This is a genomic window from Pseudomonas fragi (assembly GCF_900105835.1).
In the GTDB taxonomy this organism is placed as follows: domain Bacteria; phylum Pseudomonadota; class Gammaproteobacteria; order Pseudomonadales; family Pseudomonadaceae; genus Aquipseudomonas; species Aquipseudomonas fragi.
The window spans coordinates 2,657,307-2,681,240 of the sequence record NZ_LT629783.1 but is presented as its reverse complement, the minus strand read 5'-3'; the positions used below and the strand labels follow the sequence as shown (position 1 = coordinate 2,681,240).

Annotated in this window: 23 protein-coding genes; 14 read left to right on the top strand and 9 right to left on the bottom strand. The window is 59.5% G+C overall.

The annotated features are described in order from the left end of the window. Positions 1-34: 34 nt before the first annotated feature. A complete protein-coding gene (locus BLU25_RS12250) occupies positions 35-931 on the bottom strand; it encodes a LysR family transcriptional regulator (protein ID WP_016783326.1) in 897 nt (298 codons plus the stop codon). 153 nt (positions 932-1,084) lie between these two features. Here BLU25_RS12250 and amaB point away from each other — a divergent pair, with 153 nt between their 5' ends. The 10 genes from amaB (at position 1,085) to BLU25_RS12200 (ending at position 12,051) form a co-directional block, all read left to right on the top strand. Beyond that, the gene (amaB, locus tag BLU25_RS12245) at positions 1,085-2,575 is read left to right on the top strand and encodes an L-piperidine-6-carboxylate dehydrogenase (RefSeq protein ID WP_016783327.1); all 1,491 of its coding nucleotides are present in this window, start codon (positions 1,085-1,087) and stop codon (positions 2,573-2,575) included. Between the two features lie 159 nt (positions 2,576-2,734). After that, a complete protein-coding gene (gene amaA / locus BLU25_RS12240) occupies positions 2,735-4,018 on the top strand; it encodes an L-pipecolate oxidase (RefSeq protein ID WP_016783328.1) in 1,284 nt (427 codons plus the stop codon). Positions 4,019-4,381: 363 nt separating this feature from the next. Continuing rightward, complete coding sequence (locus BLU25_RS12235) at positions 4,382-5,518, top strand: branched-chain amino acid ABC transporter substrate-binding protein (protein ID WP_016783329.1); 1,137 nt, start codon at positions 4,382-4,384, stop codon at positions 5,516-5,518. Position 5,519: 1 nt separating this feature from the next. After that, positions 5,520-5,675, top strand: a complete 156-nt coding sequence (locus BLU25_RS23425; RefSeq protein ID WP_156883333.1) for a hypothetical protein — start codon at positions 5,520-5,522, stop codon at positions 5,673-5,675. 9 nt (positions 5,676-5,684) lie between these two features. After that, the gene (locus tag BLU25_RS12230) at positions 5,685-6,599 is read left to right on the top strand and encodes an ABC transporter permease subunit (RefSeq protein WP_016783330.1); all 915 of its coding nucleotides are present in this window, start codon (positions 5,685-5,687) and stop codon (positions 6,597-6,599) included. Between the two features lie 2 nt (positions 6,600-6,601). Next, positions 6,602-7,885, top strand: coding sequence for a high-affinity branched-chain amino acid ABC transporter permease LivM (gene livM, locus BLU25_RS12225; protein WP_016783331.1), 1,284 nt, complete (start codon positions 6,602-6,604; stop codon positions 7,883-7,885). Continuing rightward, entirely contained in the window at positions 7,882-8,769 is an 888-nt protein-coding gene (locus BLU25_RS12220) for an ABC transporter ATP-binding protein (RefSeq protein WP_016783332.1), read from the top strand. The genes livM and BLU25_RS12220 overlap by 4 nt, the downstream gene beginning before the upstream one ends. Further along, entirely contained in the window at positions 8,766-9,482 is a 717-nt protein-coding gene (locus BLU25_RS12215) for an ABC transporter ATP-binding protein (protein ID WP_016783333.1), read from the top strand. The genes BLU25_RS12220 and BLU25_RS12215 overlap by 4 nt, the downstream gene beginning before the upstream one ends. 826 nt (positions 9,483-10,308) lie before the next feature. Beyond that, positions 10,309-11,076, top strand: coding sequence for an SDR family oxidoreductase (locus tag BLU25_RS12205; protein WP_016783334.1), 768 nt, complete (start codon positions 10,309-10,311; stop codon positions 11,074-11,076). A gap of 69 nt (positions 11,077-11,145) precedes the next feature. Continuing rightward, positions 11,146-12,051 (top strand): cation diffusion facilitator family transporter, encoded by a 906-nt coding sequence (locus BLU25_RS12200; protein ID WP_016783335.1) that lies wholly within the window; start codon positions 11,146-11,148, stop codon positions 12,049-12,051. Between the two features lie 127 nt (positions 12,052-12,178). On the opposite strand, the gene BLU25_RS12195 is transcribed toward BLU25_RS12200, so the two are convergent. From BLU25_RS12195 to BLU25_RS12170, 6 genes are all read right to left on the bottom strand, one after another. Beyond that, on the bottom strand, positions 12,179-13,312 hold the full coding sequence (locus BLU25_RS12195; protein ID WP_016783336.1) for an AGE family epimerase/isomerase: 1,134 nt from the start codon (positions 13,310-13,312) through the stop codon (positions 12,179-12,181). A gap of 164 nt (positions 13,313-13,476) precedes the next feature. Continuing rightward, positions 13,477-14,085 (bottom strand): urease accessory protein UreG, encoded by a 609-nt coding sequence (ureG, locus tag BLU25_RS12190; RefSeq protein WP_016783337.1) that lies wholly within the window; start codon positions 14,083-14,085, stop codon positions 13,477-13,479. 9 nt (positions 14,086-14,094) lie between these two features. Beyond that, complete coding sequence (locus BLU25_RS12185; RefSeq protein WP_016783338.1) at positions 14,095-14,769, bottom strand: urease accessory protein UreF; 675 nt, start codon at positions 14,767-14,769, stop codon at positions 14,095-14,097. Next, the gene (gene ureE, locus BLU25_RS12180; protein ID WP_016783339.1) at positions 14,766-15,266 is read right to left on the bottom strand and encodes an urease accessory protein UreE; all 501 of its coding nucleotides are present in this window, start codon (positions 15,264-15,266) and stop codon (positions 14,766-14,768) included. The genes BLU25_RS12185 and ureE overlap by 4 nt, the downstream gene beginning before the upstream one ends. Before the next feature lie 161 nt (positions 15,267-15,427). Beyond that, positions 15,428-16,060 carry a TetR family transcriptional regulator gene (locus tag BLU25_RS12175; protein WP_016783340.1) on the bottom strand — a complete coding sequence of 211 codons (633 nt, stop codon included), beginning with the start codon at positions 16,058-16,060 and terminating at the stop codon, positions 15,428-15,430. 179 nt (positions 16,061-16,239) lie between these two features. Then, positions 16,240-16,512, bottom strand: coding sequence for a hypothetical protein (locus tag BLU25_RS12170; protein WP_016783341.1), 273 nt, complete (start codon positions 16,510-16,512; stop codon positions 16,240-16,242). A 252-nt stretch (positions 16,513-16,764) separates the two neighbouring features. Here BLU25_RS12170 and BLU25_RS12165 point away from each other — a divergent pair, with 252 nt between their 5' ends. After that, the gene (locus BLU25_RS12165) at positions 16,765-18,831 is read left to right on the top strand and encodes an AsmA family protein (RefSeq protein WP_016783342.1); all 2,067 of its coding nucleotides are present in this window, start codon (positions 16,765-16,767) and stop codon (positions 18,829-18,831) included. A 154-nt stretch (positions 18,832-18,985) separates the two neighbouring features. Here BLU25_RS12165 and BLU25_RS12160 read toward each other — a convergent pair whose 3' ends face one another. Beyond that, the gene (locus BLU25_RS12160; protein ID WP_016783343.1) at positions 18,986-19,870 is read right to left on the bottom strand and encodes a DMT family transporter; all 885 of its coding nucleotides are present in this window, start codon (positions 19,868-19,870) and stop codon (positions 18,986-18,988) included. A gap of 97 nt (positions 19,871-19,967) precedes the next feature. On the opposite strand from BLU25_RS12160, the gene BLU25_RS12155 reads away from it, so the two are divergent. From BLU25_RS12155 to BLU25_RS12145, 3 genes are all read left to right on the top strand, one after another. Next, complete coding sequence (locus BLU25_RS12155) at positions 19,968-20,753, top strand: AraC family transcriptional regulator (protein ID WP_016783344.1); 786 nt, start codon at positions 19,968-19,970, stop codon at positions 20,751-20,753. A gap of 63 nt (positions 20,754-20,816) precedes the next feature. Then, on the top strand, positions 20,817-21,098 hold the full coding sequence (locus BLU25_RS12150) for a PsiF family protein (RefSeq protein WP_016783345.1): 282 nt from the start codon (positions 20,817-20,819) through the stop codon (positions 21,096-21,098). A gap of 188 nt (positions 21,099-21,286) precedes the next feature. Beyond that, positions 21,287-22,297, top strand: coding sequence for an AI-2E family transporter (locus tag BLU25_RS12145; RefSeq protein WP_016783346.1), 1,011 nt, complete (start codon positions 21,287-21,289; stop codon positions 22,295-22,297). A 126-nt stretch (positions 22,298-22,423) separates the two neighbouring features. Here BLU25_RS12145 and BLU25_RS12140 read toward each other — a convergent pair whose 3' ends face one another. Then, positions 22,424-23,689, bottom strand: coding sequence for an Hsp70 family protein (locus BLU25_RS12140; protein WP_016783347.1), 1,266 nt, complete (start codon positions 23,687-23,689; stop codon positions 22,424-22,426). Positions 23,690-23,934 lie beyond the last annotated feature (245 nt).

Below are 23,934 nucleotides of genomic sequence, written 5' to 3'. Positions count from 1 at the left end.
GTCCGCATCGCGAGCAAGCCCGCTCCCACAAGGGTTATCGCCCATCCAGCTGCTCCATGAACCAGCTCACGAATGCTTTCACCTTGGGCACGCCTGCCGTGTGTTCAGGATAGGCCAGGTAATAGGCATCGCGACTTGGCATCAAGTGCTGCCAGGCGATGACCAGCTTGCCGTCGGCCAATTCCTCTTCCACCAGGAACCTGGGCAGCAGGGCCACACCACAGCCAACCTGGGCTGCGCGGATGCACATGTAAAAGGTGTCGAAGCGCGGCCCGTGGTAGCTGTGGTCGGTGCGAAAGCCCTGATGCTCAAACCACTCGTGCCAGGCCTGTGGTCGCGAGGCGTTCTGCAGCAACACCATGCCTGTGAGTTGGGTCGGGTCGGTCAATGGCGCGTCAGGCAGGCTCGACGGCGCGCATACGGCAACCAGCTCCTCGCCAAACAGCTTCAGGCTTTCGCTGCCGGGCCGTGAGCCCTGGCCGAAGTAAAACGCCAGATCACTGCGCCCTTGCAACAAATCGTCGCCTTGCTGCTCATTGCACAGGTCCAGATGAATATGCGGATGGCGTATGCCCCAACCCTTGAGTCGCGGCACCAGCCAGCGAGCGCCAAAGGTGGAAGGGGTGGAGACCCGCAGCACCTCGGTTTCGCCACCGTAGGAGCGCAGGGTGTGGGTCGACATCTCGACTTGGGTCAGGATTTTTCGGACTTCCAGCAGGTATAAATCACCGGCAGGCGTGAGCTGCAACCGACGGCGAACCCGGCGAAACAGCAAGTGCTGCAACAGCTCCTCGAGCTGCGCGACCTGTTTGCTGACTGCGCTCTGGGTCAGGTTCAGCTCTTCGGCGGCGCGGGTGAAGCTCAGGTGACGGGTCACCGCCTCAAAACACTGCAGCGCCGTGATGGAGGGGAGATGGCGCTTGTTGAGCATAAAGGCCTCTGATTGTTGTTGTCAGGCAACGTTACCAGTGCAGCATGAATTTTCGGAATGATATCTCGCTTAAAGGTCGTTTGTTGCCGCGATGCCAGCCAGCTACAACTAAAGGTCTGTGAATCATTTTTTAAAGCTCAAGGAGTGCCTTCAATGGTGGCTGCATTACTGGATCGTCTAGGTGTGAACCCCGCTCTGTACCAGCAGGGCAATCAGCCGGTGTACACGCCGATTGACGGCAGCCAGATTGGCGCCGTGCACTGGGAAGGCGCCGCCGAGACCGAGCAGCATGTGACCCGCGCCGAGCACGCCTTTGAAGCCTGGCGCAAGGTGCCGGCCCCGCGCCGTGGCGAGCTGGTGCGCCAGTTCGGCGATTTGCTGCGCGAGTACAAGGCCGACCTGGGCGAACTGGTGTCCTGGGAGGCGGGCAAGATCACCCAGGAAGGGCTGGGCGAAGTGCAGGAGATGATCGACATTTGCGACTTTGCCGTCGGTCTGTCGCGTCAGCTTTACGGCTTGACCATCGCCTCGGAGCGTCCGGGTCACCATATGCGGGAAACCTGGCACCCGCTGGGGGTGGTGGGCGTGATCAGTGCCTTTAACTTCCCGGTAGCGGTCTGGGCATGGAACACCGCCCTGGCGCTGGTGTGCGGCAACGCAGTGATCTGGAAGCCGTCCGAAAAAACCCCGCTGACCGCCCTGGCATGCCAGGCCTTGTTTGATCGGGTGCTGAAATCATTTGCCGACGCGCCCCAGTACCTGGCCCAAGTGGTGATTGGTGGTCGTGAAGCGGGCGAAGCGCTGGTGGATGACCCGCGTGTCGCGCTGGTCAGCGCCACCGGCAGCACGCGCATGGGCCGCGAAGTGGCGCCCAAAATCGCCGCGCGTTTTGCCCGCAGCATTCTGGAGCTGGGCGGCAACAATGCGATGATCCTCGCCCCGAGCGCCGATATGGACATGGCCGTGCGCGCCATCCTGTTCAGTGCCGTGGGTACTGCCGGCCAGCGCTGCACCAGCCTGCGCCGCCTGATTGCCCATGAGTCGGTGAAAGAAGAAATCGTCACCCGGCTCAAGGCGGCTTATTCCAAAGTGCGCATTGGCCATCCGCTGGAAGGCAATCTGGTGGGGCCGCTGATTGACAGGAACAGCTTTGAAAATATGCGCGATGCACTGGAGCAGGCCCTGAGCGAAGGCGGGCGGGTGTTTGGTGGCGAGCGCCAATTGGCCGGCCAGTACCCCGGCGCTTACTACGTGGCCCCGGCCATTGTTGAGATGCCCGAGCAGAGCGACGTGGTGTGCAGCGAGACCTTCGCGCCGATTTTATATGTGGTTGGCTACAGCGACTTTGCCGAGGCCTTGCGCCTGAACAACGCCGTGCCCCAGGGCCTGTCGTCGTGCATCTTCACCACCGATGTGCGCGAGGCCGAGCAATTTATGTCTGCCACCGGCAGTGACTGTGGCATTGCCAACGTCAATATCGGCCCCAGCGGTGCGGAAATCGGCGGTGCATTTGGTGGTGAGAAGGAAACGGGCGGTGGCCGCGAGTCGGGCTCGGATGCGTGGCGCGGCTATATGCGCCGTCAGACCAATACCGTCAATTACTCGCTGGAATTGCCGCTGGCGCAGGGGATTACGTTCGATTGAGGCAATGCCCCCCTCACCCCAACCCTCTCCCAGGGGGAGAGGGAGCTAAAGGCAAAAGCAGTTCTGTGTAACGCCACAAATCAGTCCCCTCTCCCTCCGGGAGAGGGCTAGGGTGAGGGGCTTTTGATTCTGGTTGGGTTTCATTTCTGGAGCTTGGCAATGCCTTTACAAGAACAATGTCTGTGGGAAACCCTTACCCCTCAACGCCCCCAAGCGCCAACCTTCAAAGGCGAATTGAGCGTTGACGTGTGTGTGATCGGTGCCGGCATCACCGGTTTGTCTGCGGCTATCCATTTGCTCGAACAGGGCAAAAGCGTCTGCGTGCTCGAAGCCCACCGCACCGGGCATGGTGGCTCCGGGCGTAACGTAGGATTGGTCAATGCCGGGATGTGGATACCGCCCGACGACATTGAAGCCGGTTTCGGCGAGGCGGTCGGCAGCCAGCTCAATCGCATGCTCGGCGCCGCCCCGGCCCTGGTATTCAGCCTGATCGACAAATACCGCATCGACTGCCAGTTGCGTCGCGAAGGCACCCTGCACATGGCCCACAACGCGCGTGGCGAAGCCGATCTGCGCAGTCGTGAAGCCCAATGGAAGCGCCGTGGAGCACCTGTGGAGCTGCTCACCGGCGCTGCTTGCGAAGCCGCCACCGGCACTACAAAAATCGCCGCGGCCTTGCTCGACCGTCGCGCCGGCACCCTCAACCCGATGGCCTATACCTCGGGGCTGGCCAGGGCTGCCAGTGATCTGGGCGGGCAGTTATTTGACCATTCCCCGGTGACCGGGCTTGAGCGCCAGGGCCCACGCTGGTCAGTGCAAACCGCCCACGGCGCGGTCAGTGCCGAGCAGGTGGTGCTGGCGTCCAATGCCTACACCGAAGGCGAATGGACTGACTTGCGACGTAACTTTTTCCCCGGTTACTACTATCAGGTCGCGTCCAAACCTCTGACCGATGCCAGCGCTGCGCGGATCCTGCCCGGCGGCCAGGGCTCGTGGGATACCCGCCAGGTATTGAGCAGTATCCGTCGCGATGCCGACGGCCGTTTATTGCTTGGCAGCCTGGGCAACGGCAATCAAAAGCCTGCGTGGTTTCTCAAGGCCTGGGCCGACCGCGTGCAACAGCACTACTTTCCCTACCTCAAGGGCGTGGAGTGGGAATGCACCTGGACCGGTTGCATCGCGTTTACCCCCGACCACCTGATGCGTTTATTCGAACCAGCGCCCGGTTTGGTGGCAGTCACCGGTTATAACGGCCGCGGCGTGACCACGGGCAGCGTAGTGGGCAAGGCCTTTGCCGATTATTTGTGCAGTGGTGATGCCAAGGCCCTGCCGATTCCTTTTGCACCGATGCGGCCGCTGTCTGGCACAGGGTTGCGCAGCTGTTTATACGAAGCGGGGTTTTCGCTGTATCACGCCGGTCAATGTTTAAGAATTGTGATCTGACGCGGTTTTTTCTCAAGCAGCGCTGCGTTTGGCCACGCAGCGGCTAGCCTTTAGTGGTGCGGCCTGTAGCAGTCACGCACCGAGAGTGTGCAGTTCGGTGACGCAGCCGGTTACAGGATGGTTGCACGGTGCAGGGCAACCCGGTTGCAACCCTTGTTGCAGTCGGTGGCGCCAGCAAAAAATAAACGGTTTTACCTTCCTCGGTTTAGACGGTTGCACGCCCAATGAAAATGGGCTCGAAACAGTCGATAAAACAACAATAGAACGACTTTTTTAAGAATAAAAAGCCAATGGCACGCGGCTTGCTCAGCGCTTTAGGTGAAGTCGAAGTGCCATCTAACAAAACCTCAGGAGCACCACCTCATGTCGCAGACGTTCTACAAGAAAGGTTTTCTGGCCCTCGCCGTGGCAACTGCGTTGGGCGTTTCTACGTTTGTTCAGGCTGATCTGAAAATCGGTGTAGCGGGCCCGATGACGGGTGCCAACGCGGCATTTGGCGAGCAGTACATGAAGGGGGCGCAGGCGGCTGCGGATGCAATCAACAAGGCGGGCGGGATCAACGGCGAGAAGATCAAGCTGGTTGCTGGCGACGATGCCTGCGAACCCAAGCAGGCCGTAGCCGTGGCCAACCGCTTGGTCGATCAGGACAAAGTAATCGGTGTGGTCGGTCACTTCTGCTCCTCGAATACGATTCCTGCCTCCGAGGTGTATGCCGATGCGGGTGTGATCATGATTACGCCGGGCTCGACCAACCCGCAGGTCACTGAGCGCGGGCTGGATGCGGTGTTCCGTATGTGCGGACGAGATGACCAGCAAGGCATCGTTGCAGGCGACTACATTGTCGACGTGCTCAAGGGCAAGAAAGTAGCGGTCATCAACGATAAGGACACCTACGGTAAAGGTCTGGCCGATGCCACCAGTGCACAACTGACCAAGCGCGGCGTGAAACCCATCCTGGAAGAAGGCCTGACTCGGGGTGAAAAAGACTTCAGCGCGCTGGTTACAAAAATCCGCGGCGCCGGTGCCGATGTCGTGTACTTCGGCGGTCTGCACCCAGAGGCCGGTCCTCTGGTCCGCCAACTGCGTGAAGCGGGTCTCAAGGATGTGAAATTCATGTCGGACGATGGCATCGTAACCGACGAACTGGTGGCCACTGCCGGTGGCCCGCAGTATGTCGATGGCGTGTACATGACCTTTGGCGCCGACCCGCGCCTGCTACCGGACAGCAAGGCGGTAGTTGAAGAGTTCCGCAAAGCGGGCACCGAGCCTGAAGGCTACACCCTGTATGCCTACGCTTCGATCCAGGCCCTGGCTGACGCTTTCAATGGCGCCAAATCCAACAAAGGCGAAGACGCCGCCAAGTGGCTCAAGGCCAACCCGGTTAAAACCGTAATGGGTGAAAAAAACTGGGACGGTAAAGGCGACCTGAAAGTCTCTGATTACGTGGTTTATCAGTGGGACAAAGACGGCAAATATCACCAGCTGGAAAAACAGAAGTGAGATGAATCACTCACCTGATGTCAGCTTCGGCGGGCATCAGGTGGGAATGTATCTGCATCACCTGTCTTCTTTTCCAGGAGCCGCACACACCCTGCCATCCAAGCTGTCCTCTGACGGCGTGGATGGCTTGCGTCTGCGCAAAGGCTCCAGTGCGTGAGATTGCGTTATGGATGGTATTTTCCTACAGCAACTGCTGAACGGCCTGACCCTTGGGTCTGTGTACGGCCTGATCGCCATCGGCTACACAATGGTCTACGGCATCATCGGCATGATCAACTTCGCCCACGGCGAGGTGTACATGATCTCTGCTTACCTCGCGGCGATCAGTCTGGCTCTGTTGGCATACTTCGGTATTGAATCCTTCCCGCTACTGATGTTGGGTACCTTGATTTTCACCGTTGTGGTGACTGGCGTGTATGGCTGGGTCATCGAGCGCGTGGCTTACAAACCTTTGCGAAACTCCACACGGCTGGCGCCGCTGATCAGCGCCATCGGTATTTCCCTGATCCTGCAAAACTACGTGCAAATTGCCCAGGGCTCACGCCAACAAGGGGTTCCAACCCTGCTGAGCGGTTCCTGGCGCGTGGATTTTGGCACCGGTTTTGTGCAACTCACCTACACCAAAGTCTTCATTCTGATCGCGGCCTTTGTGGGGATGGGCCTGCTGACCTACATCATCAAGTACACCAAGCTGGGCCGTATGTGCCGCGCCACCCAGCAAGACCGCAAGATGGCCTCGATCCTGGGGATTAACACCGACCGGGTGATTTCCTACGTGTTTGTGATAGGTGCTGCCATGGCCGCGCTGGCCGGTGTGCTGATCACCATGAATTACGGCACGTTCGACTTTTATGCCGGCTTCATTATCGGCATCAAGGCGTTCACCGCTGCCGTGCTCGGCGGGATTGGATCATTGCCTGGCGCCATGCTCGGCGGGATCATCCTGGGTATTTCCGAGTCACTTTTTGCCGGGTTGGTTAACTCGGATTACAAGGACGTGTTCAGTTTCTCACTGCTGGTGCTGATTCTGATTTTCCGTCCCCAAGGCCTGCTGGGTCGTCCTCTCGTGGCGAAGGTGTAAGTATGTCTGCAGCCATTAATAAACCGATTGATATCAAAAAAAGCGTGGTCGATTCGATCCTGGCCGGGTTGATTTCATTGATTGTGTTCGGGCCGATCGTGGGGGTTGTGCTCGACGGCTATAGCTTTAACCTGCAGCCAGCGCGTGTTGGCTGGCTGGTGGCGATTGTGATGGTGGGGCGGTTTGTCTTGAGCCTGTTTCTGCAAACGTCCAAAGGTTTGAGGATCCTTCAGAGCTTTGAGTCCAGCGGTTCTGGTGTGCACGTGCTGCCACCCGATTACAAATCGCGGCTGCGCTGGATTGTGCCACTGCTGATCGTGATTGCCATTGTGTTCCCGTTTTTTGCCAACAAGTACATCCTGACCGTGGTCATCCTCGGCCTGATCTACGTGCTGCTCGGCCTTGGGCTGAACATCGTGGTCGGGTTGGCGGGCTTGCTTGATCTGGGGTACGTGGCCTTCTACGCCATTGGTGCTTATGGCCTGGCGCTGGGTTATCAGTACCTGGGACTGGGCTTCTGGTCGGTGCTGCCGCTGGCGGCCATTGCGGCGGCGATGGCGGGGTGCATTCTCGGGTTTCCGGTATTGCGAATGCATGGGGATTACCTGGCCATCGTGACCCTGGGCTTTGGTGAAATCATTCGTCTGATCCTCAATAACTGGCTGTCGTTTACCGGTGGGCCCAACGGCATGCCGGTGCCTTCACCGACGTTTTTCGGGCTGGAATTTGGCCGCGTTGCCAAAGAGGGCGGGGTGCCGTTCCACCAGTTCTTCGGGCTGGACTACAACCCCAATATCAAATTCCTGTTTATCTACATCGTGCTGTTCCTGGTGGTGCTGCTGGTGCTGTACATCAAGCACCGCCTGACCCGCATGCCGATCGGGCGTGCCTGGGAAGCGCTGCGCGAAGATGAAATCGCCTGTCGCTCAATGGGGCTCAATCACGTTCTGGTCAAGCTATCTGCGTTCACCATCGGTGCTTCCACTGCAGGTCTGGCCGGGGTGTTCTTTGCCAGTTATCAGGGCTTTGTGAACCCGTCTTCGTTTACCTTCTTCGAGTCGGCCTTGATCCTTGCCATTGTGGTGCTCGGCGGTATGGGCTCGACAGTGGGCGTGGTGATTGCCGCGTTCGTGCTGACCGTGGCCCCGGAACTGCTGCGCAGCTTTGCCGAGTACCGGGTGCTGCTGTTTGGTGTGTTGATGGTGTTGATGATGATCTGGCGACCGCGAGGCCTGATCCGTATCAGTCGTGTCGGGGTTACACCACGCAAGGGGGTTGCGCCATGAACGATTTGTCAAAAGACGACGTGGTGCTCTCGGTCGACAAGCTGATGATGCACTTTGGCGGGATCAAGGCCCTGAGCGATGTCAGCCTCAAGGTCAAGCGTAACTCGATCTTTGCCCTGATCGGCCCCAACGGCGCTGGCAAAACTACCGTGTTCAACTGCCTGACCGGCTTTTACAAGGCCAGTGGCGGCAAGATCGAACTCAATGCCCGGGGCACGCGCACCAACGTGATCAAGCTGCTGGGCGAGCCGTTCAAGCTGACCGATTTCGTATCGCCCAAGGCATTCGCCAGCCGGCTGTATTACAAGATGTTCGGCGGCACCCACCTGGTCAACCGCTCGGGGCTGGCGCGCACGTTCCAGAACATCCGCCTGTTCAAGGAGATGTCGGTACTGGAAAACCTGCTGGTGGCCCAGCATATGTGGGTCAACCGCAACATGCTCGCTGGCATCCTCAATACCAAGGGCTATCGCAAGGCTGAAAGCGATGCGCTGGACCATGCCTTCTACTGGCTGGAGGTGGTCGATCTGGTGGACTGTGCCAATCGTCTGGCTGGTGAATTGTCCTACGGCCAACAGCGTCGCCTGGAGATTGCGCGGGCCATGTGTACGCGCCCGCAAATCATCTGTCTCGACGAGCCGGCGGCGGGCCTCAACCCGCAGGAAACCGAAGCGTTGAGCGGCATGATCCGCCTGCTGCGTGACGAGCACGACCTTACCGTGGTGCTGATCGAGCATGACATGGGCATGGTCATGAGTATTTCCGATCACATCGTGGTGCTTGACCACGGCAACGTGATCGCCGAAGGCGGGCCAGAGGCCATCCGCAACGACCCCAAAGTGATCGCGGCCTACCTTGGCGCCGACGAAGAGGAGCTGATATGACGGGCACGATCCTCGAACTCAAGGAACTGGATGTTCACTACGGGCCGATTCAGGCCCTGAAAAAAGTCTCGATGCATATCGAAGAGGGTGAAACCGTGAGCCTGATTGGCTCCAACGGTGCGGGCAAATCTACGTTGCTGATGTCGATTTTTGGCCAGCCCCGTGCCAGTGGCGGGCAAATCATCTACCAGGGCGTGGACATTACTCATAAGTCCTCCCACTACATCGCCTCTAACGGCATAGCCCAGTCGCCTGAAGGCCGCCGCGTGTTTCCGGACATGTCAGTGGAAGAAAACCTGCTGATGGGCACCATTCCCATTGGCGACAAGCATGCCGATGAAGACATGCAGCGCATGTTCGAGTTGTTCCCCAGGCTTCTGGAGCGGCGCAATCAGCGGGCCATGACCATGTCAGGCGGTGAGCAGCAGATGCTCGCCATTGCCCGTGCGCTGATGAGCCGGCCCAAGCTGCTGTTGCTGGATGAGCCCAGCCTGGGGCTGGCACCGATTGTGGTGAAGCAGATTTTTGCCACCCTGCGCGAACTGGCTGGCACGGGTATGACCATCTTTCTGGTGGAGCAGAACGCCAACCACGCCCTGCGCTTGTCAGACCGGGCCTATGTGATGGTCAACGGTGAAATTCGCCTGACCGGCACCGGCAAGGAGCTGCTGAGCAACGAAGAAGTGCGCAATGCGTATCTGGGAGGGCACTGACCGACCCCTTCCACGGCTCTTTTGTGGGAGCGGGCTTGCTCGCGATGGTATCAACGCGGTGTTAATGGATGACCGTGGCGCCAGTATCGCGAGCAAGCCCGCTCCCACATGGAGTCATCACCGTCCTTTTGTTCGACAATCCATCCCCCGCACACCCCCGCCTGCAAATTGTGGAAAACAATATTCCAACCCTGCCAAAGCGCGACATAAAGCCGCTGTAATTCCCTGTTTTGTCATCATTTTGACTTGTCCCCGTTTGCTGTGGAGGTGGCTGTGGGTAACGTGGGAGTAGTTGGCTGTAGCCCTTTATTTACAGGGTGTCCAGCCATGTGGTTATTTTTCGACCAGCGGCTTTTGCCGAGCTTCCGCGCTGATTTGTCAACAGGTTTGTGCGCCTATAAAGAGCGCCTGGAAACAATGACCAACCTGTGGATAAGTCTGTGGTTAAACTCTGGAAAGAATGCCCCAGGCGGCGTAATTACTGGCCTCTGGCTATCTGCCGGGTTTCCCAAAGTTGCACCTTTTTGGGGCGCCTGCATGGGGGGTGTGTCCGGGTCAAGTAAAAAACTCTTACAGATGTGCTCTATCCCTTGTGGCCCGGGGCTTTGCGCTTTTTAGAGTTGCCCCCAAAGACTGTGGACGGGCCTGTGGATAAGGTGAGCGCATATGGCTCCAGCCCTTATACTGCATGGCTTGCAGCTAGTTGGTTGTTTTTTGTACAGGTTGGTTTTTAAAATACCGCAGGTTGCCGCTGAAGTTAAGCCCGGGCATTCTGCTCAATGTCCAATTCAACGGCGGCCGATGCCCGCCAGCCAAGGAGAACATGATGACTTCCACCCTGTTTATTACGGGCGCGACTTCCGGATTTGGTGAGGCGTGTGCGCGCAAGTTTGCACAGGCAGGCTGGAAGCTGGTGCTGACGGGCCGACGCGAAGAGCGCTTGAAAGCATTGTGCGAAGAGTTGTCCAAGCAGACCGAAGTACACGGCCTGGTGGTGGACGTGCGTGACCGTGCCGCGATGGAAGCGGCGATTGCCGGTTTGCCGCCTTCGTTCAGCAAGCTGCGTGGCCTGATCAACAATGCTGGCCTGGCGCTTGGCACTGATCCAGCGCCCAAGTGCGACCTCGACGACTGGGAAACCATGGTCGACACCAATATCAAAGGCCTGCTCTATACCACCCGTCTGCTGTTGCCACGGCTGATTGCCTACGGCCGAGGGGCAGGGATCGTCAACCTGGGTTCCATCGCCGGCAGCTATCCGTACCCGGGCAGTCATGTGTATGGCGGCACCAAGGCGTTTGTAAAACAGTTCTCCCTGAACCTGCGCTGCGACTTGCAGGGCACTGGTGTGCGCGTCAGCAACATTGAGCCGGGCCTGTGCGAGAGCGAGTTCTCGATGGTGCGCTTCGGCGGCGACAAGGCGCGTTACGACGCGACCTATCAGGGCGCTGAACCGATCCAGCCGCAAGACATCGCCGAGACCATTTTCTGGGTGCTCAACACCCCGGCTCACGTCAACATCAACCGTCTTGAACTGATGCCCGTCACGCAGTCCTGGAGCGGTTTTGCCATCGAACGTCACGCCAAAGAGTAAACTTGCGCCTGGCAGCCCACCTGCGACCTCCTGAGGGGGTCGCTTCAATGGGGCTGAAAAGGAGTTTTTGTGAGTAACCGTGGTGAGCAGCAACTGCTCAAACAATCGACTGTTCTAATGTTCGCGGTGGCCATTGCCGGCATCGTGACGGGTTTTATTTCGGGTTCCGAATCCATCATGTTCGATGGGTTTTTCTCTTTGATCGCCACTTTTATCAAAGTTCTGATGCTGATCACGGCCCAGTTGATCGCCAAGGAAAGCAACCAGCGCTTCCAGTTTGGTTTCTGGCACCTTGAGCCGATGGTGTTGCTGATTGAAGGCAGCTTCCTGTTGTTGATTGCGATCTATGCCTTTCTCAATGGCGTGTTCGGCATTATCAATGGTGGGCGCGATATCGAGCTGGGGCTGGTGATCGTCTACGCAGCGGTGTTTACCGTTGTCGAATTTGCCTATTACTTCTGGGTGAAACGCAAAAATCGCAAGCTCAAATCAACCCTGATCCAGTTCGACAACGTCAGTTGGCTGGTTGACGCGATGCTGTCGGTGGGGCTGTTGATAAGTTTCGTTACGGCCCTGGTGCTGAAACATCAGGGTTATGCACAGTGGGCAGCGTATGTGGACCCGGCGATCCTGATTTTGCTGGCGCTAAGCATGCTGGCCCCGGCGTTCAAGATCCTCAAGCCGGCCCTGCGTGATGTGCTCGGGATTGTCCCGGATGCGCTGGATGACAAGGTGCGTGATGTGCTGGAAGAAATGTCGGCGCGGCATGGTTTTGAAGGGTACAAAACCTATGTGCAAAAGCACGGGCGGGCACGTTTTATCGAGATTCACATTGTGTTGCCGGCGGGTTATCCACTGACCAGCGTGAAGACGCTTGATGCACTGCGCGAAGAAATCTCCGGGCTGTTGGGCGCAGCAGACAGCGCGCGCTGGCTGACCATCAGCTTCACCGGGGATCGCAAGTGGATCTCCTGAGCCAGCCTTGAGATGTGGGAGCGGGCTTGCTCGCGATTCAGGCACCGCGGCTCTACAGGTGAACCGCGCTGATACCATCGCGAGCAAGCCCGCTCCCACAACAAGCGTGCTGCCACAGGGGCTTGTGTCAGCTGAAATACTGCGCCAACCCGCTATAGCACGTCGCCAGATGATAAGGCGTGGTCGACGGCATATCTTCGCGGCTAACCTTGCCCGCGCCATCGCGGCATTCATACCAGCCACCGGCATGCAAAAAACGCTGCTGCAGCGCCAGTAATTGGCGCAGCAGACGCGGCTGGCTGTCAGGGCGCAAGGTCAGGGCGCGCAGGTACTCGGCTTGCGCCCAGATGCGCTGGGTGCCATCACGCAGGCTGCCGTCCGGGGCCAGCATGCCGCACACCGCGCCGCTCTGCGGGTCTACGCCCACCTGCTCGGCAAACCCGAACGCCCGCTCCAGCGACCCGTGCAATGGGGTCTGGCGCAGCAGTGGCGAAGACTCCAGCAAAAAGAACCACTCGAACTGATGGCCCGGCTCAAACCAGTTATCCACAGCCCCGCGCGGCTTTTCCAGCATGACGTTATGCACAGGCTCGATAAAACGCTGTTGCATACCCGCGGCCAATGCCAGCAAGGCCGCCTGCACCGGCGCATCGTCACGCACCGACAGAGTGGCCAAAAAGGCCTCGGCAAGGTGCATCAATGGGTTCTGCAGCGGGCCGCTGCCCAGGGACGACCAGTCTCGCTCCAGGCTGGCTTCATACAGGCCGTTGCCATCACTGAAACGCTCAGCCACCACTTCCAGCGCGCCATTGAGCGCCGAGGCCACCAGTGGCTCGCGCACTTTGGCCCAGTAATGGGCGCAGGCAAAGATGATGAAGGCGTGGGTGTAGAGGTCTTTACGTTGATCCAGCGGCGCGCCATCGGGGCCGATGCTGTAGAACCAGCCCCCATGTTCGGCGTCATGAAAGTGCTGGTGCAGCGAGCGGAACAGTTCAGCGGCGCGCTCGGCGGCGCCGGGGAACGCCGGGTCGTCGATCAGGCTGGCAAACAGGTAAAGCTGACGCGCGCAGGCCATTGCCCGGTAGCGCTGGGGTGGCAGCGGCTGATGCGCGGGGCTCAAGGCCTCATAGGGCAGCGCCAGTTCGGCATTCCAGCCGGGGCCTAGCCAGAGCGGCACAATGACCTGGCGAAAATGCTGCTGTACTGCCGCAAAGGTGGCGGTCAGTTCAAGCGGGAAGTCGGAGCTGGCTACATCAGGCATCGGTGGGCGTCGTCACGGCTGGGGCGTTTGCGCCACATGATACACCGTCAATCCCGGGATGATCTCAACTCTGAATGTGGGAGCGGGCTTGCTCGCGAAAGGGGCGACGGGTTTTGCCTGACAAACCGAGTCGCCCCTTTCGCGAGCAAGCCCGCTCCCACAGGTCAAATCAATAAGCCCTGACGCTCGATAAACGCCACGATGGTGTCCAGGCCATGCCCGGTCTTCTGGTTGCTGAACACAAATGGCTTGTCGCCGCGCATGCGTTTGGTGTCGCTGTCCATTAGTTCCAGCGATGCACCCACCAGTGGCGCAAGGTCGATTTTGTTGATCACCAGCAAGTCGGATTTGCAAATCCCCGGGCCGCCCTTGCGCGGCAGCTTGTCCCCGGCGGAGACGTCGATCACATAGATCGTCAGGTCGGACAATTCCGGGCTGAAGGTAGCCGACAAGTTATCCCCACCCGATTCCACCAGAATCAGATCAAGCCCGGGAAAACGCCGGTTCAGTTGGTCCACAGCCTCCAGGTTGATCGAGGCATCTTCGCGAATCGCCGTGTGCGGGCAGCCGCCGGTTTCGACGCCGATGATCCGCTCGGGTGCCAACGCCTCGTTACGCACCAAAAAATCGGCATCTTCACGGGTGTAGATATCGTTGGTGACGACGGCCAGGTTGTACTTTTCCCGCAGGGCCAGGCACAGGGCCAGGGTCAGCGCCGTTTTGCCGGAGCCCACCGGGCCACCGATGCCGACACGCAGAGGCTGTGTGTTCATTGCTTTCTCCTAGGAACGAAACAGGCGGCTGTACTGGCGCTCGTGGGCCATGCTCGCCAAAGACAGGCCGAAAGCGGCACTGCCCAAGTGGGATAAGTCGAGAGTGCTGGCGTGTTGCTGGGCCTGCTGTAATGCAGGCGACAACTCGCTGGTCATGCGCTGGGCCGCTTGCTGGCCCAACGGCAGGGTTTTCATCAGCACTGCCAATTGGTTTTCCAGCCAGCTCCACAGCCAGGCGGCCAGTGCGTCCTGTGGGTCGATGGCCCATGCGCGGGCAGCCAATGCCCAGCCCAGCGCCAGATGCGGCTCGCTTTGTTGGGCGAGAAACAGCCGGGCGGGCTCGTCCAGTTCCGGCAAGCCGGTGAGCAACTGCTGCAGGGAATAGCCCATTTGCCGGCTTTCCTGATGCAGCTCGCGGGTTTCACGGCTGGCGCGATGTTCGTCACACAAACGTTGCAAGGCGCCCCAGTCCTGATCCGCCGCAGCCTGGCAGTGGGCGAGCAACAGGGGCGCTTCAAATCGCGCCAGGTTGAGCAGCAATTGATCGCGAATCCAGCGCGCTGCAGTGGCCGGGTCAGCCACGCGGCCATTGTCGACGGCCATTTCCAGCCCTTGGGAATAGCTGTAGCCGCCGATAGGCAACTGCGGGCTGGCCAGGCGCAACAGCGCCCAGGCCGGATTCACAGGCGCACACCAAATTGATGCAGCTTCGGCGCGTAGTTGAAGTCTTCTTCGCCGGCACGAGAGTGATGGTGACCGCCGCCATAGGCGCCGTGCTCGGGCTGAAACGGCGCTTCAATGGCTTCGGTGCAGGCGCCCAGTTGCTCCAGCATGGCCTTGAGCACGTAGTCATCGAGCAGGCGCAGCCAGCCATCGCCCACTTGCAGGGCAACGTGGCGGTTGCCCAGGTGATAGGCGGCGCGGGTCAATTCAAAGGCATTGCTGCAGGTGACGTGCAGCAATTGTTCGGGGCTGGCGCAGACGCGCACGATGCGTCCGTCCTGGGCCTGCAGAAACTCGCCATCGACCAGCGGCGGCTGGCCGCGTTCAAGGAACAGGCCGACGTCTTCGCCGCTGCTGCTGAAACAGCGCAGGCGGCTTTTGCTCCGTGCTTCGAAGTTCAGGTGTAACTCGGCGCTCCACACGGGGTGGGGCTGGACTCTGCGATGAATCACCAACATCGGAAGGCTTCCTGCAATTGACGTTACCCCAGCCAGAGCAAGGGGCTTGCCAACCCGGGCCGGGGCCGCAAATGTAGGCCCAAAAAGGGTGCAGAAAGATGAAGATGTTCTAAATAAGTGCGCAGTGCTTGCTGTGACGCACCAATCAAGTGCGTCAGCGCTTATTCGGTGCTGCCCAGGCCTTTCCAGTGCTTGAGCCCGATAAAGATAAAGCGCAGTTGCTGGCTGATCTTGGCCTGGGGCTGCAGATGGTCGGGCAGGGATTCTGCCGGTGGGTCGATAACATCGGGCAGGGCGGCAAACACGCTTTTGACCACCAGATCGGCAATCACGGTCAGGCCGGCGTGGTCCAGGTGCTGCAACTTGGGCTTGGAACCCAGGTCGGCCGCCAGATCCGAGGTGATGTCTTCGCGCAGCGCGCCAATGGCCTGGCGCACCGGCTGCGAGCCGCCATATTGCTCGCGGGCGAGGAACAGAAACTGCGAGCGGTTGGCCTCGACCACATCGAGAAAGATCCGCACCGAAGCGTTGATCACACCGCCCATAAACAGTTCGTTGTGACGCACCAGGCGAATGGTTTCGCGAAAGGTTTGACCGACCTCACTGACCAGGGCCAGGCCCAGTTGGTCCATGTCGCTGAAGTGGCGATAAAACCCGGTTGGCACGATGCCAGCGGTCTTTGCGACTTCGCGCAGGCTCAGGCTGCCAAAGCCGCGACCCGATTCCATCAAGTGGCGGGCAGCATCCATCAGCGCAAGGCGGGTTTGTTGTTTCTGTTCGGCGCGAGGCAGCATCGGGGCTGGTATTCCAGACAAGTACAGCGGCGCACTCTAGCAAATCGGCTTTGATGACGTCGAACGGTGTACTGCACAAATGTGGGAGCGGGCTTGCTCGCGATACAGGCGACGCGGTCTAGCGGGTTGTCGGCGGGGATGCTTTCGCGAGCAAGCCCGCTCCCACACAAACGAATGGCTTAGCTCGCATGCTTGTTGCGCTCGGCCAGGCGATCAGCGCCACCTTCAGCGACAAACTGGCTGCTTGGGGTGCGATCGTAGCCATCTTCGGCATAGCGGTTTTGTTGGTCCAGGGTGCGTTGGGCGCCGTCTTCGGCAACCGGGTCGAGGGGTTGGCTCAGGGTGCTCGATGCCGGTTGCACCATTGGGGTCGGCTCTTCATCGGCCGGCATGGCGAAGGCGTTGAAGGCCATCAGTGAAAGGGAAAGACCGAAAAGTACTGGGCGTTTCATGGTTGTGCTCCGTAGCAATGCAACTAAGTAGGGGTGAGGGCAATGCTACGCTTGGCTGCCGGATATCAAAGTTCATACGGCCAATGGTGATAATCGACAGAATTGATTGTTCAGTTCGGGAGGCTCTAGGCTGAGGCTCTTGAGATTTTTTATACGAAAGCCGTACCGGGGTTAAACCTTCCGGCGTCTTTGCCAGTCGTACATTTATGGCGTCGTAACTGGGACGTTCAGTCGAATTCAAGGAGCCGTGACATGACGCGCACCCGTAAGACCCTTGCCTGGGCAGGCGGTATTTTCGTTCTGCTGGTGGCCGTGCTGGTGGTGATCCTCGCTACCTTCGACTGGAACCGCATCAAGCCGACCATCAACAGCAAGGTCTCCGAGATCCTCCATCGGCCGTTTGCCATTAATGGCGACCTGGCTGTGCGCTGGCAGCGTGAAGAGGACGAGGGTGGCTGGCGCGCCTGGGTGCCGTGGCCCCATGTGATTGCCCAGGACCTGACCCTGGGTAATCCCGAGTGGTCCAAGACCCCGCAAATGGCCAGCCTGAAAAAGGTCGAGCTGCGCCTGTCGCCGCTGGCCTTGCTGAGCCAAACCGTGGATATCCCGCGCATCAACCTGACCGAACCCAGCGCCAGCCTTGAGCGCCTGGCCGATGGCCGGGCGAACTGGACCTTTACCTTCGACCCCAAGGACCCGAACGCCGAGCCTTCGGCCTGGACGGTGGACATCGGTGCCATCGGTTTCGACAAGGGCCATGTAACCCTCAATGACCAGACCCTGAAAACCCAACTGGACGTGCTGATCGATTCATTGGGCAAGCCCATCCCGTTCAGCGAGATCGTCGGCGAAACAGACGCGAAAAAGGCTCAGGAGAAGGGCAGCAAGCCACAGGACTATGCCTTCGCCCTCAAGGTCAAAGGCCAGTACCACGGCCAGAAGCTCAACGGCAGCGGCAAAATTGGCGGCCTGCTGGCATTGCAGGACGCTACCCAGCCTTTCCCGTTGCAAGCGCAGGTCAGCATTGCCGACAGCCATGTCGAGCTGGCTGGTACCTTGACCGACCCGCTCAACCTGGGCGCGCTGGACCTGCGCCTGAAACTGGCTGGCACCAGCCTGAGCAACCTGTATCCGTTGACCGGGGTAACACTGCCGGATTCGCCGCCGTACTCCACTGATGGCCATCTGACCGCCAAACTGCGTGAAGCCAGTGGCGCGACCTTCAGCTATGAAAACTTCAACGGCAAGATCGGCAGCAGTGATATCCACGGCGACCTCAAATACGTGGCCAGCCAGCCACGGCCCAAGCTGAGCGGCAAGCTGGTGTCCAACCAGTTGCTGATGGCTGACCTGGGGCCGTTGATCGGTGCCGACTCCAATGCCAAGCAAAAGGCTCGCGGCGGCGAGAGCAAGCAGCCTGCGGGCAAGGTGCTGCCGGTCGAAGAATTCCGCACCGAGCGCTGGCGCGACATGGACGCCGACGTCGAACTCACCGGCAAACGCATCGTGCAAAGCGCCGAACTGCCCTTTACCGACCTCTACACCCATGTGGTGCTCAATGATGGCGAGCTGAGCCTGGAGCCGCTGCGCTTTGGCGTGGCGGGCGGCAAGCTGGACGCGCAAATCCGCCTCAACGGTCGTGCCACGCCCTTGAAAGGCAGCGCCAGGCTGACCGCGCGCAACTTCAAGCTCAAGCAACTGTTCCCGACCTTTGAACCGATGAAAACCAGTTTCGGCGAACTCAATGGCGATGCCACGCTTGCCGGCACTGGCAATTCGGTGGCCAAGTTGCTGGGCACCGCCAACGGTGATCTGAAAATGATCATCAACGACGGCGCTATCAGCCGCAGCTTGATGGAAATTGCCGGTCTTAACGTAGGCAACTACGTTGTAGGCAAAATCTTTGGCGACGAAGACGTCAAGATCAACTGTGCGGCGGCAGATCTGGGGATCAAGAGCGGGCTGGCCAGTACCCGCTTGTTTGTGTTCGATACCGAGAACGCGATTATCTACATTGACGGTACGGTCAACCTGGCCACCGAGCAGCTGGACTTGAAAATCACCCCGGAATCCAAAGGGCTGCGCCTGTTTTCGCTGCGTTCGCCGCTGTATGTGCGCGGTACCTTTGCCAACCCGTCAGCGGGGGTGCAGGCCGTGCCGTTGCTGTTGCGCGGTGCCGGCATGGTGGCGTTGGGTGTGATTGCAGGGCCGGCGGCGGGGCTGCTGGCGTTGGTTGCGCCGAGCGGTGGCGAACCCAACCAGTGCGCACCGCTACTGCAACAAATGCAGCAGGGCAAGGTGCCGAAGACGGTGAAGTAGATCAAAAGCCCCTGACCTTATAGGTGGCAGCTGCTTTTGTGGGGCGGGCAACTGGGGCTGCTTTTGTGGGAGCAGGCTTGCCTGCGATGCAGGCGCTGCGGTGTGGCAGGTGCGCCGCGCTGACTCCATCGCGAGCAAGCCCGCTCCCACGGGGTTATGTCGTGCAGGTTTTGCGCAACGGCGTAGTCCAGCGCTCCGACAGAATCACCCCGCCCAGGGTCAGCGCCCCGCCAATCAGGTGATAGGCATGTAACTGCTCCTTGAGCACCACAGCCGCGATCAGCGCAGTAATCAGCGGCAGCAGGTTGAAAAACAGCGTGGTACGGCTCGGGCCAAGCGTGGCCACGGCTTTCATCCAGGCCAGCGGTGCGATCATCGACGCCAGCACGCAGGCGTAAAGCACCAGCCCGATGTTATGCACCGTTGGCCCGACTTTCGGTGAGGCCAGATACAGCGGAAACAACACCACAATCGCCACCAGCACTTGCAGATACAGCATCTGCAGCGGTGGCAGGCGCAGCTGCCATTTTTTCAGCAAGGTGCTGTAAATCGCATAGGCCAGGGTCGCGACCAGCATCATCGCGTCGCCCAGGTTCAGGCCGTGATCGAGCAAGGCCGCCAGGCTACCGCTGGAGACCACCACCAGCACCCCGACAAATGACACGATGGCGCCCACCAGGGCCCCGGCTGTCAGGCGTTGGCCCAGGCTGATGATCGACATGCTCAGCACCATCAGTGGCATCAATGACAGGATAATGCCCATATTGGTCGCCGATGTACGCGCTGCGGCGTAGTAGGCCAGGCTCTGGTACACCGCCATGCCCAGCACCCCAAGGATGAAAATCTTGCCCAGGTTGGGGCGGATAACTGACCAGTTGGCTATCACCGATTTGAGCATAAAGGGCGTAAACAGCAGGCCTGCCAGCAGCCAGCGATAAAAGCCGATCTCGGACGGGAAGATCGCTCCTACCGCCAGTTTGTTGATAACGGTATTGCCGGCCCAGATAAAAATGGCCAGTAGCGGGTAAGCGTATTGCATCGGTGACAACCACAGGGTTAATGAGCCGCGATTATCCGCCTGTCTGTCTGCAAGCCTATACTGCGATCCAGCCAACCTCACCCCGAATCCAGACAGCATGCGCAAGAATCTGATCAACGTCCCCGAGTTCGACGGCCTGCCGGCGCCGGTTTACTTTCGCTATGCTGAGATCGAAGCCCACAGCCATGCCGTGCCCCACGCCCATTCCTGGGGCTCGCTGGACTATGTGGCCCACGGGGTGATGCGCTTTGAAGTCGATGGCCAGCGCTTTATGTCGCCACCGCAATACGCCGTCTGGGTGCCGCCCAACACCGAGCACAGTGCCTACAACGCCCAGGCGATTGTTTACCGTTCGGTGTATCTGGATGCCGTGCACTGCCAGCATTTGCCGAGCACTCCGGTCACCTTGGCCATCAGCGATATTTTGAAGGCCATCCTCAGCGACTTTGCCCGCCGCGATATCAATATCCCGCGCAGCGATGCCGATATCAGGCTGGCCCAGGTGCTGGTCGATCAGTTGCGCCAGGCGCCGGTGCATCAGTGCTTCTTGCCTTATGCCAGCCATCCGGGCCTGCTGCTGGTGCTGGAAGCGCTGCAACAGGCGCCGGGTGATAACCGCCCGTTGGGCCAGTGGGCGCAACAGGTACATGTCAGTGAGCGCACGCTGGCGCGGCTATTTGTACGGGAGCTGGGCATGAGCTTTGGCGAGTGGCGCCAGCGCCTGCGGTTTCTGGCCGCGATCGAGGCGCTGGAGTCGGGGCGCAGCGTGCAGGACGTGGGCTTCGACCTGGGGTACAGCACCTCTTCGGCGTTTATTGCGATGTTTGCGCGTCAGGCGGGTTGCACCCCGGAACAGTACCGGCGTCAGGCACGGGTGTTGTAACAAAGTTTGTCTACACTTCACTGGATCGCGCTGCACATGGCGCGCCAACAAGGAGAAAACTCCATGAAGATGCTGCGTGTTCCTCTGCTGATGATCGGCCTGCTCCTGTGTTCCCAGGGTTTTGCCGCCACGGCCCAACAAAACAAAATGACCACCTGCAACGCCGACGCCAGTGCCAAGACCCTCAAGGGCGATGAGCGCAAAGCCTTTATGAGTACCTGCCTCAAGGCCAAACCGGCTACCCAGCAAGACAAAATGAAAACCTGCAATGCCACCGCTGGCACCCAGGCCCTCAAGGGCGATGCACGCAAAGCCTTTATGAGTGATTGCCTGAAGAAAAAATGATCGGCACTGTGGGAGCGGGCTTGCTCGCGATGGCCTCACTGCGGTTTACCTGACAGATCGCAGCGCCTGGATCGCGAGCAAGCCCGCTCCCACAGGGTGTATGCCCGTCCGCAAGTCACAAATTCTAGTGCTCGCAGCTGAAGGCTGGCAGACTGCCTGTCCTTCTACGCTGTCAGTTTTGAGGCTGTATGCCATCGTTTTCTCAGCGTCACATCGTCCTGGCCAGCTACATCATCATGGCTGGCGGCCTGTTATTGGTCTTTCCGTTGCGTTTGTTGCCCAGCCTGCTGGCCGGGTTGTTGGTGTTCGAGCTGGTCAATATGCTTACCCCGCAGTTGCAGCGCCTGATCGCCGGGCGTCGTGCGCGCTGGCTGGCGGTGGCGCTGCTGGGCACCTTGATCGTCAGCGTGCTGGCGCTGATCTTTGCCGGAGCCATCAGCTTTTTGCTGCATGAAGCCGAAAACCCCGGCGCATCCCTGAACAAGTTCATGGTGGTCGTAGACCGGGCGCGTGGGCAGTTACCGCCGTTTCTGGACAGCTACCTGCCAGCCAGTGCCGCCGAGTTTCGGATCGCCATCGGCGAATGGATGAACAAGCACCTCAGCGATCTGCAATTGGTGGGCAAAGACGCCGCGCACATGTTCGTCACCCTGCTGATCGGCATGGTGTTGGGCGCGATCATCGCCCTGCAGCGCATCCCCGATATCAGCCGGCGCAAGCCGTTGTCGGCCGCGCTATTCGAACGTCTGCACCTGCTGGTGCAGGCTTTTCGCAATATCGTGTTTGCGCAAATCAAGATCGCCCTGCTCAACACCGCGTTTACCGCGGTATTCCTGGCCGTGGTCCTGCCGCTGCTGGGGGTGCATCTGCCGCTGACCAAGACCCTGATCGTGCTGACCTTTTTGTTGGGCTTGCTGCCCGTGATCGGCAACCTGATTTCCAACACCCTGATCACCATCGTCGGTTTGTCGCTGTCGATCTGGGTGGCGATAGGGGCGCTGGGTTACCTGATTGTTATCCACAAGCTGGAATACTTTCTCAACGCCAAGATCGTCGGCGGGCAAATCAGTGCCAAGTCGTGGGAGTTGCTGCTGGCGATGCTGGTATTCGAGGCAGCCTTCGGCCTGCCGGGCGTGGTGGCGGGGCCGATCTACTATGCGTATTTGAAGAGTGAGCTGAAGCAGGTGGGGTTGGTTTAGCTTTAACGCATGACCTTGTAGCCGCTGCCGAAGGCTGCGATAAGGGCCACAGGCCCTTTTGACAGCGGGGCTGCTACGCAGCCCATCGCAGCCTGCGGCAGCGGCAGCGGCTACAGGGGTTAGGTGTCAGCCGTAACGCTTTTTAGCCTCAATCGCCAAACCGCTGCCGATGCTGCCGAAGATATTGCCTTCGACATGCTGGGCATTGGGCAGCATGGCCGCGACGCTCTGGCGCAAGGCCGGAATCCCGCTCGAACCACCGGTGAAGAACACCGTGTCCACCTGCTCGACACCCACGCCGGCATTGCCCAGCAATTGCGTCACGCTGTTGCGGATGCGTTCCAGCTGGTTGTCGATGGACTCTTCAAACATTGCCCGGCTCAGGTCTACGCTCAGGCCCGCTTCCACCCGGTCCAGCGGCACATGGCGGCTGTCGTTGTGGGTCAGTTCGATTTTGGTCTGCTCGATTTCCATCGCCAGCCAATGCCCTGCGCGCTGTTCGATCAACTTGAACAGACGGTCGATACCGCCGGTGTCTTCGATGTCGTAGCGCATGCTGCCCAGCGACAGCTGGGATTTTTGCGAGTACACCGAGTTGATGGTGTGCCAGGTCGCCAGGTTCATGTGATGGCTGGTGGGCATGTAGGCACCGCTTTTCATGCGGCTGCCGTAGCCGAACAATGGCATTACGCCTTGCAGGCTTAACTGTTTGTCGAAATCGGTACCGCCCACATGCACGCCGCCGGTAGCGAGGATGTCGTCCTGGCGGTTGTCCAGGCCACGGCGCTCGGGCGACAGGCGTACCAGCGAGAAGTCGGAAGTACCACCCCCGATATCGACAATCAGCACCAGTTCTTCGCGCTCGATGGTGGACTCGTAGTCGAATGCCGCTGCGATCGGTTCGTACTGGAAGGACACTTCCTTGAAGCCGATGGCGCGGGCCACGTCGGTCAGGGTGTTTTCGGCTTCCTGGTCGGCCAGGGGATCGTCGTCGACGAAAAACACCGGGCGGCCCAGTACCACTTCTTCGAATTCACGACCGGCGGTCGCTTCGGCGCGCTTTTTCAGCTGGGCGATAAACAGCCCCAACAAGTCCTTGAACGGCATCGCCGTGCCCAGAACGCTGGTGTCGTGTTTGATCAGCTTGGAGCCCAGCAGGCTCTTGAGCGAGCGCATCAGGCGGCCTTCGTAGCCTTCCAGGTACTCATGCAGCGCCAGACGGCCGTACACCGGGCGGCGTTCTTCCATATTGAAGAACACCACCGAGGGCAGGGTGATCTTGTCGTCCTCCAGCGCAATGAGGGTTTCCACGCCTGGACGCAGCCAGCCGACGGTGGAGTTGGACGTGCCGAAGTCGATACCGCAGGCACGTGCTGGAGAGGCGCTTTTCATGTCTTTCGTGTTCCGGTTAAAAAACGGCCGCGCAGTGTATGCCAGACCGCCACAGAATCGAAGCACGACTAATCGTTAAATCGCAGGTTTTAATCCACTTGAAAGACTATCCTTGATCCCCAAACTTCCAGTCATTGGCTTGGTAGTTGGCAGGCGATTGTGTGAAGCCCGTAGGCTGCCGATAAACTTTTGCAGCGCTGTTCTTGAGATCGGTCAAACGACAGGCCGGCCAACCGGAGCATTCT